The sequence below is a fragment of the Winogradskyella sp. genome (assembly GCF_016744625.1).
In the GTDB taxonomy this organism is placed as follows: Bacteria; Bacteroidota; Bacteroidia; order Flavobacteriales; family Flavobacteriaceae; genus Winogradskyella.
On sequence record NZ_JADGDZ010000110.1, the window covers coordinates 1 to 9,936 of the forward strand.

General features: G+C 30.4%; 9 protein-coding genes. All 9 read right to left on the reverse strand.

Annotation, left to right across the window (positions count from 1 at the left end; genetic code table 11):
* On the reverse strand, nt 1-627 hold a 627-nt coding region (locus QZZ53_RS15535), incomplete at its 3' end, for a glycosyltransferase (RefSeq protein WP_296386369.1).
* Between the two features lie 9 nt (nt 628-636).
* Entirely contained in the window at nt 637-1,707 is a 1,071-nt protein-coding gene (locus QZZ53_RS15540; protein WP_296386370.1) for a glycosyltransferase, read from the reverse strand.
* A gap of 9 nt (nt 1,708-1,716) precedes the next feature.
* Entirely contained in the window at nt 1,717-2,664 is a 948-nt protein-coding gene (locus tag QZZ53_RS15545) for a hypothetical protein (RefSeq protein ID WP_296386371.1), read from the reverse strand.
* Between the two features lies 1 nt (nt 2,665).
* Complete coding sequence (locus QZZ53_RS15550) at nt 2,666-4,099, reverse strand: MBOAT family O-acyltransferase (protein ID WP_296386373.1); 1,434 nt, start codon at nt 4,097-4,099, stop codon at nt 2,666-2,668.
* Between the two features lie 214 nt (nt 4,100-4,313).
* On the reverse strand, nt 4,314-4,895 hold the full coding sequence (locus tag QZZ53_RS15555) for a serine acetyltransferase (RefSeq protein WP_296386375.1): 582 nt from the start codon (nt 4,893-4,895) through the stop codon (nt 4,314-4,316).
* Nucleotides 4,882-6,000: an O-antigen ligase family protein gene (locus QZZ53_RS15560; RefSeq protein ID WP_296386377.1), complete on the reverse strand. Its 1,119-nt coding sequence runs from the start codon at nt 5,998-6,000 to the stop codon at nt 4,882-4,884. The genes QZZ53_RS15555 and QZZ53_RS15560 overlap by 14 nt, the downstream gene beginning before the upstream one ends.
* 44 nt (nt 6,001-6,044) lie before the next feature.
* Nucleotides 6,045-7,136, reverse strand: a complete 1,092-nt coding sequence (locus QZZ53_RS15565; protein WP_296386379.1) for a glycosyltransferase family 4 protein — start codon at nt 7,134-7,136, stop codon at nt 6,045-6,047.
* A 7-nt stretch (nt 7,137-7,143) separates the two neighbouring features.
* Nucleotides 7,144-8,688: a hypothetical protein gene (locus tag QZZ53_RS15570; RefSeq protein WP_296386380.1), complete on the reverse strand. Its 1,545-nt coding sequence runs from the start codon at nt 8,686-8,688 to the stop codon at nt 7,144-7,146.
* A gap of 37 nt (nt 8,689-8,725) precedes the next feature.
* Entirely contained in the window at nt 8,726-9,709 is a 984-nt protein-coding gene (locus tag QZZ53_RS15575) for a glycosyltransferase (RefSeq protein ID WP_296386383.1), read from the reverse strand.
* Nucleotides 9,710-9,936: the final 227 nt, after the last annotated feature.

Here is a 9,936-nt window from a genome sequence, read left to right on the forward strand (position 1 = left end):
ACCACCCGCATCGTTACATGCCTGCATAATTTCTTGGCTTAATTGATAACTCCGTTGCCGCTGATCTTCATCCGGCTCTGGTAATTCAATGGGATTGTAAATAACTTCCATAGGAATCTTAATTCCAAAATTATCTTTTAGATCTTTATTGATGTGTACTGAATTCGAAAACAATTTATCGCATCTATTGTAAAAAAGAGGGTAAAATAATTTTGAAATATAGAGTGACAACTTGCTTGAAACATTACCGGAAGGAAATCCGCGCTCGCTAATTATAGTTTTTACCGATTTATTTAAAGTTGAAATTATACCATTTATTAGGTTTGGAAACGCTAAGAATGAAATAGAGATACTAATGTTTTCTCTTTTTACAAAACGCTTATATTTAAGAATGAATTTTACTGTGTCAATGGCTTTTAAGTAAAATGGTCTGTCAGGTCTTTTATCTGAAAGAAAGACAACATTAACTTCCTTAGGTATAGGGAAATGAATAGCATTATAGAAAAGCACTAAAGTGACATTGTAATCGTCTTGTAAACGCTTCAATAAAAGGCTTATGACTTTTTCAGCACCACCACTTCCTAAGGTTATACTAAGTATGCTTATGTTTTGTTTTGTGTTATTCACTTCAGCTTTTTATTTTAAAATATCAAAAAATAAGGTTTCATACTGTTCTAGTATGCGTTCTTTATTAAATTTCTGATACACAGAATCACTCACTTCCTTTGGATTCCATTCTCTATTTTCATTCAGTCTTTTTAAATATGTTTCTTCATCATCTACCAAAAAACCATTAATACCATTGTCTACTATTTCTTTTGTTCCACCAGGTACATTAAATGCTATTACTGGTGTGCCAACTACACAGCTTTCTAAAAGTGCATTTGGAAATCCTTCAACATAAGAGCCTTGTAAAAACATATCGTTTTCGGCAATGTAATCATTTACTTTATTCGTAAAAGGTACATGAGTAATATGATTGTCTATAGCCAATGCTTTAGCTTTTTCAAAAATCTCGTCCTTTAACCCACCATCACCAACTAAGGTATATTTAAAAGGAACTTTTAATTTAGAAAGCATTTCTAAAATTCTAGCATGACCTTTTACTTCTGTTAGTCTGCCAACAGTAATAAATTTTTTAACATCAGATTGCAATGCCTTTTGTTTTACAGGAGGCAAGTTAGAAATAGGGTTATTAATAACACATACCTTATGTTTTGGAACTTCAAAGTTAGAGATCATATCTTCTGCCATATCTTGTGATTGGCAAATAAGCATATCTAAATTTTTAAAACCATTTGGCAATAAATAAGCTGGTGACCATTTTCTAGACTTCTTTTCATTTTTACGCTTACTTAAAACAGTTGCCTCTCGTCCTATAAATTTCGTTTTTCTGAAAAGTGGAGATATCATTGACATTGCCGTATTTACATGAGAAATAGAGCTAACAACGATTGAAGGTTTAAGCTTTATAAGTTTCAAAATAATTGAAGGAAGCGCAGTAAGTATTCTAGGCTTATCTAAATAAATAACGTTGACGTTACTCACATCATAAGCGGAGTCTTTTTCAAAACCAGCAACTAATAGAATAGGATCAAATTTCTCCTTATCTATACTTTGAGCTACAAAAGAAATAACACGTTCAGCACCACCTGCAACTAATGAAGGTAGTAGAAATATTATTTTTATTTTTGGTTTGTTGTTCATTTTTATAGCCTAATTACTTAGTGATATAGATTTATTTGAAAGCAAATTTTTAGAGACCTGTTCTGCAACTTTTTCATGTCCATAGCATGTCCAATGTGTATCATAACCAAAGGTCCAGTCTTTACTATCATTACTTGAATCTAATACAATAACATTGAATCCAGAATTTAAACACATATCAATAATCATATGATCTGAATTGGGATGAAACACTAAAGTTTTATTACTAATCGTATAGTTAGCTTTTATATAATTGATTAGTTTAAGTATGTTATCATCATGTTCAGTTTTACGCTCAGCATCTTTTTTTGATGTTGTTTCGAGTGCATCTTTCTTTTTCTTTTTTTTATTTCCACCAATTGGAAATCTATTATAAAAGTAGTAGAGTAGTTTCCATGTATATAGAACTTTTTTAGCACCAGGAGCTTTCATTTTACCGAAAACAATTTCATTATTTGTTAGATTCACTTGTGTAATATCGCTTAATGATTTTACCTCAACGATACTTTCTAAAAAGTCATTATTATTTACATAAATCAGAGTATGCTTAGGGTTTAAAGTATCAGTTTGCTTACTAATTTCCATAGCTTCAATAAGCGAAACTCCAGAGCGTGCAGCCTCCATGAAGTTATAATCTTTCATGTTTTCTTTTAGAAAAGTCGATTGATGGCATTCATTAGGATTCATAAAGTTTTCGATATATGAATCACCGATGATATTAATCAAATTATCATTACTATCTGGCAATTCCCCAGGCCATCCTAATTCATTAACTACCCATTGATGGTCACCACCTTTCCAATAACCATCTTGATTAGGGAAGTATTTTTGAATTCCAGAATCATCAATAGTTCTTTGAGGTATATCCGTAACAGCATGAGTTACTCTAACAACAATTTCTCCTATTATTACAGTAATAAGAAGGAATACGACTATATTTTTAAGAAACTTTATCATACTAGAATTGGAAATATATAAATTCTTGTTGTTCTCCAGTAAAGCTGAACATTAATATTATAAGAATAACATAGAATGACCACCTTAAAGGTTTTTTCATAAAGTCGATTCTCTCTATTGCATATTCTCCTGCTCTTCCTAACCATTCAACAATTATGAAGAATAGTGTTAAAAGCAAAATAGTAGTTGGGAATACTTCAAACTTGTTAAACAAGGATAATGTGAACATGTTTTCTAGATAGGAAGCTGCATGAGCAACACTATCAGCTCTAAAAAACACCCAAGCAATAAGTGTAATGAAAAATGTAAAAGCTATTTGACCTAGCTCTTTTAGACTCGGGAGGTATTTACCTTGTGCTACTATATCTGTATTGACTCTATTTTTGTTTAAAAGCAATAATGGTAAAAAATATATCGCATTCAATGCTCCCCAAACAATAAATGTCCAATTTGCACCATGCCAAAAACCACTGACAATAAAAATTATAAACGTGTTTCTAATTTTCATTTTGGTACCACCTTTACTTCCTCCTAAAGGAATATATAAGTAATCTCTAAACCATGTAGATAATGAAATGTGCCATCTTCTCCAGAATTCAGCGATATCACGAGAAAAGTAAGGAAAAGCGAAGTTTCGTTTTAAATTAAAACCAAATAATCTCGAAATACCAATAGCAATATCTGAATACCCAGAGAAATCACCATAAATTTGAAATGCAAAGAAAAATGCACCTAGTAATAATGTACTTCCTGAATAATCGTCATGATTATTAAAAATAATATTGGCGTACTTCGCACAATTATCTGCAATGACAATTTTTTTGAATAATCCCCAAAGTACTTGACGTAAACCATCAACAGCATTGGCATAGTTAAAAGAGCGCTCTTTATAGAATTGAGGCAATAGATTTGTAGCTCTTTCTATAGGACCAGCAACTAGCTGAGGGAAAAAACTAACAAAAGCCATAAATCCAACAAATTCTTTAGTTGGCTCTAATTTCTTGTTGTAAACATCTATAGTATAACTCAGCGTCTGAAACGTATAAAAACTTATACCAACCGGCAATATAATGTTGAGTGTATTTATACTGAGTTCTTTACCGAAAAAAGTAAAGGAGTTGATTAAACTATCAATAAAGAAATTATAATATTTAAAGAATCCTAGAAAGCCTAGGTTTACACAAATACTAATCCAAAGTAATAATTTTCTTTTGGAAGGTTTATTGATTTTACCTAAAGAAAGACCAATAGAGTAGTCCACTAATGAACTAAACAATATTAGAGATAGAAATCTCCAATCCCACCAGCCATAGAAGACATAACTTGCTAGAGCAACTAATAGGTTTTGGCTTTTTATACGTTTGCCACCAATAAGCCAGTATAAAGCAAAAACTATAGGTAGAAATACGAAAAATTCTAACGAATTAAACAGCATATATGGTTAAATTTGGGTCGTCCTCACGATTTGGCATGATTTCAAACCGTAAATATGTTCTATCTTATCTTATAAATCAAAATTATTCTTTGAATGGTATAATAATAACTTTAATTAACACTAAAGTCATTTTTAACCATAAAATGTTACTGATTATCATATAGATAGAAGTTTTAAATTTAAAAAGTAAAGCACTTAATATTAGGTTATTGACTTAAATGTGCTTTATAATTCTTTTAATATCAATTTCCTTTATTTTTTTTGCCGGATTTCCAGCCAAAAGAATGCCCTCTTCTTCAAATGTTTTATGCACTACTGCATTAGCACCAATTGCAGTATTATTGGAAATTTTAATATTTCCATAAATTTTAGCTCCAGGAGCAATATATATATTGTCACCTAATTGAGGTGCTTCTTTTGTCCCTCCAGATGCGCCTATATTAACACAAGCATGCATCCTACAATTGCTGCCTACTTTTGCATTACTGTTGATAACAATGGTGCCATAATGTACAATTGACAAACCTGGTCCAAATACGTTAGGAGGTATAGAAAAACCCAGTTTCATTGATATTTTCTTGAATTTATATTTTAGGTAAAAGAAATAGAATTTATTAAGCCCATTATTTTTACAATTGGTATAGTACTCTAGTTTTCGTAACGCTTTTTGAAATTTCCAAATTGGGTTTGGAGAAATTATATTAATAATTTTACTCTGTTGACTATTTGATGTTAAGCCTAGAGCAATTTTATCCTTATTTAGATAATCAACATAATCTGCCTTAGATGTTATCATATTCGAGCTGTTTTTCATCAACATCTGGATTATTCTTCAGCGCATATATTTGATACTGAATCCACATTGCTGTAAAGGTTACAAAATAAAAAATAAAAAAATTGTGATTAGCTAATAAAAACATGGCTAAAGCAATAGTCTGCATAATTAAATTGGGTCGTTGTTTAAAAAAGTAAATACTCCAATAAAATAGATAGCCAATGTAAGCTAAGAATATGGTTAAAGCAATAATACCAGCTTCACCAATAATCATTAAATAGGTGTTGTGCGCACCCAAAGAGCCTAGCTTACCAGAAAATGTTCCATAGCCGCTACCAAAAATGGGTGCAGCTAATATATCATCATAAAAGTGTGCCCATGTATCTGCTCTATTATCTGTATTTACCTCCTCTACAGTTACTTCTTCATTATTAGCTATCCTCTTTAATTGCTCAAAACGAGGGTTTTCTAATCCAACAACCTCGTCAATTACAACAAGCGTACTAAAAATTAGAATCACGAGTCCTAAAATTCTAATATTTTTTATGCTAATTCTTAAGGAAATAATATTCAGAAAAACCCATATAACAATAAATGTTCTAGAGAATGTTAATAAGCCCATTAGTGTAAATACAAACTGCCCAAGTAACTTTATACTTGTGTTCTTGAGGCTATACACTAATGAATAACCATAAATACACATAAACCCAGCAACATTAGGATTGAGATAAACACCAGAATATCTTCCAAATTTAGTAGGTACAAATAGAGCGTCATAACCAATTGAAAGTGAGCCAATTAAAATAAAATAAAACATTTCTGCATTATTTACTGTTTTACACAATTCATAGCCGCAAACTAGAAATATAAAATACTTTACAGCTTCTAATATGAATATCATACTTGGTCCAGAAAACTGAAAAGCGCTAATGACAAAATAGGCTAATGCTATGATTATAAGTCTCCAATTTGGACTTGTTTTTTTAGATAAGAAATAATAAACTATTAGTAGTAGCATTGTAGTATAACTCAGTAAACTTCCAATCGTTGCTCCTACAGTAAAAAGAGCCTTTGAAGGAAGATTAAGTATAACAAGTGCTAATATTATATATTTTAAAATTTTCATTTGCTAAAGGTAAATAATATTAATTTTCATGGTTCATATCAGCATTAAATAAAATTTAAAATCAAATTTTCCCATTTTTCTACAACAGTATCACTCAGATATGCCTCTGTGGTTTCCCTAGATTTTATAGAAAATTGAGATCTAAGTGATTCATCATTTAAAAGAAGGGTCAACTTATCTTTTAGCATCACATCATCGTTAATAGGGACTAAGAAGCCATTTGTTCCATCTTCTATTAAATCTGAAGGGCCAAAATTGCAATCTGTAGAAATACAGGGTAAGCCATAATCCATAGCCTCTAAAAGTACATTAGGAAATCCTTCAGTTTTAGAGGTGAAAACAAAAATAGACGCTTTGTTATAATATTTATCAATGCGCTTCACTTTTGAAATAATTTCAATCTTATCCGTTAAATTATAGTCTTCAATTTGAGTTAACAATTCTTCTTTTTTATTACCATCACCAATAATTTGGACTTTCCATCCATCTGCATTAATATCTTTGAACGCTTTTATGACATCCTCTTGACATTTGTTTTTGTCTAACCGACCAACAGTCAAGATTATTTTTTCTTTTGGGATGGTCTCATCTCGTAATTCTGATAATTCTGATGAAATTGGATTTGGTAAAATGGTAATCTTATGAGGTTTAATCTTCTTCTCATAGATTTTTTTTACGCCTTGAGTTTGCAAAACTACACAGTCTGCCATAGGATAGAAGTATTTTCTTAGGATGACCCAAAATTTAGGTACATTCTCAACCAACGGATTATTTCGTTCACTTATAATGCAAGGGATACGACAGATTTTAGCTGCAATAGTTGTTAATATATTCGCAGAAGTAATAAATCCTATAGCGATATCTACTTGTTCCTTTTTTAATATTTGATAGATGCGTTTTGTTAAATGAAAGTTGAGCTTTAAAGATTGAAACGTTGATGAGGGTTGATCATTAGATTCTCTACATGCAATGACTTTTATGCGTTCATCTAAAGGATAAAAAGGAGTAGATTTAGCAAAAGTAATAATGACAATCTCATATCTTTCAATAAGGCTATTGCTTAAATTAGTTATAACACGTTCTGCGCCTCCAGAAGAGAGCGATCCAATTACAAAAGCTATTTTCTTTTTCGACATATAGTTTTTACTTCTTTTTAATTTTATCTAAAATCAGTTTTTGTATTCTATTGTAAAAATTTCTAAATCCTTGGGAACTCATATACATTAGAGATCCATATATTATTAAAACCAGAGTGCTTATTATCAGAGCATTTATGCACCACTCTAAAAAATTTGTGCTTGTTAGATCCAAAAAATTATTAAAAATAAAATTGATAATAAATGCAGCAATCAGAAATACTATTACCAAAGGAATAAATCCTTTCCAATAGTCCCATATACTTGATTTAAACCCTCTTGAATATAAAAAGTAAGGCTTCCATAACATTACGATTAAGGAAAGACTGGTAAAAGTTCCTAACATAATACCAAAAATTCCCCAAAGCTTTCCGAAAATTAAGGATATCACTAAGTTGATGATAATCTCAACAGCAGGTGCCCAAATATCTGAAAACAGTCCATATGCATTTTGAAAATGTTGAACAGGAGACCGAACCATGGTAATAAAGAAATTACCAATCATTAATAAGATTATGGCTTCTTCAAGTATATATTTTTCGCCAATCCAAAGAACTATGAATGGACTTATAAGGTAATATATCGCAAGACTAAAAAAGCCTGCAATAAAAAACTGCAAGGCCATCATTTCCCAAAAAACCTTATCTATATTCTTTTTGTCATTCTCAGCTACCAGATTACCTATACCAGCTCCAGTACCAGCAAATGTGATTTTTATTAGACCTGTAAGCTTCATAAAAATAAGCTGATAGTTACCAAAAAAGGCAACACTTTGTAAACTTACTAGAGCATAGACAAGTATATTATCAGTACCATCTTTTACAAAAGAACCCATTTTATGGATAAAGAGTTGCTTAGTTTTTTTAATGACATCTGGATAACTCTTTATAATCTCTGCTTTTTCTTTTGAGTTTATAATTAACCAAGGATAACGTTGTTTGATTTTTGATCTAAGAATAATACTGAAGAAACCAGCGAATATGACTTCCATGATTATCCAGATATAGAAATTCTGAAGATAGTACGCTATGGCAGCTTGTAAAAGAAGTCTAGCAATATTTAAGGATTGAAAATAAACTTGTACCACATAGCCTTTTTGATCTGCTTCGAGCAACGTCATGTGGTAATTAATAAAATAGGTTAACAACGTAGATGTTAAGAATGAGAAAAAGACAAAGTAAATAAGACCAAGTGAAAAAGGAATGTCATCAAAAAAGAATGGAAAAAATAAGGATACTATTACACCAGCACCAAAAATAAAAAGCCCTATCCTTTTATATAAAACGCCAAGAAGTGCAATAACTCTATTTATTTCTCCATGGTTTTTGTCGAAAATAGGTTTGTATAATGCATAGCCAATTGCTGTACCAATACCTAATTCAGCCAAATTTAGAAAACCTAGAACACTTCGAAGAGTAGAAGCAAGGCCAATAAATTCATCACCAAGAAAATCGAGAAATATCTTCCTCGAAAAAAACTGTACAAAAATTGAAATTAGAAAGAAAAACGCTCCAACCTTTGCATTCTTTAATGACTTTGAAACTCTAGACATCTTTGTTTGTTGTTATAAAATTTTGGTCATTAGTGAATTAAATCTGATTGGTCTTTAAAAGCTTATGCTTAAGTTCATTTAATCTAATTAGTTTGTTGAAACTTTTAGTAGATAAACGAGATGCTAGTTTTAAATAAAAGTCGTGCTGATTGCTTTTATAATAATAATGGTCAAGAAGTTCTTTTAAGTAGTTTCTATGTTTATAATCTGGATCTAATTGTGCATTATAATTTAATCTTTTGTAATGCATATCTACTTTAAAAAGCATATGTTGTTTTATAACTTCTTTTAATTCAGTGTCATTGTCAGCAAGTGATTTTAAGTTTTTTTCAAGATATAAACCTGCAGTAATTGAATCATCCAAGCGTTTTAAACTATAAGGGCTTTTTGTAATACTTGTTGGATTTGGCCTGTAACTATAAAACGGAACATCGTAATAGCCCATTTTCTTTATTTTAGGAATATTTTCAACAGCAAAATATATATCCTCAGATGTTTTATTTAATTTAAAACGAGAATCCCCAATTAATAATCGTTTAAATAATTTTGTACAGGCTGAAAATTGAGTATTATTTATAATTCTTTTAAGCGCTTGAGAAACGTTTTCTATTTTTATAGTAGTTGAACCATCGTCTGTTGGATTTTCTACAAGACTTGTTTCACTGATACCACATTCAATAATATCTAAATCATTTTCTAAAGCAAGATTAAGTAATGTGTTATATGTATCTAATCCAACCCAATCATCACTATCTACAAATGCAACATAGTCTCCTGTAGCAATTTCTAGACCTGAATTTCTTGCGCCACTAAGACCTTTGTTCTTTTGGTGTATAACGACAATTCTGTCGTCCTTTAATTTATAATCGTCACAGATTTGTGCACAATTATCAGGAGACTCATCGTCTACAAGAATTATCTCAAGGTTTTTATGGGACTGATTTAGAAGACTATCTACACATTGATTTAAATACTGTTCAACATTATAGATAGGTACTATGATACTAATTTTAGGTTCCATTTAAAACGGATTAAGTTTATTTACTTGCTAACCAAATTAAAATTATAGAATAAAAACGCCTTAAAATTTAGACATACATACTAAAAATCCTAATTAATAAGATTCAATACACATAGGAGCGTTTAATTACAGGTAATTTTAAATTGGTAGGCATTATTATGATTTGGGTTAATTTCAATTTGGGCAAATATGTAAATAAAAAATTAAATGTTTATATAATTTTATAC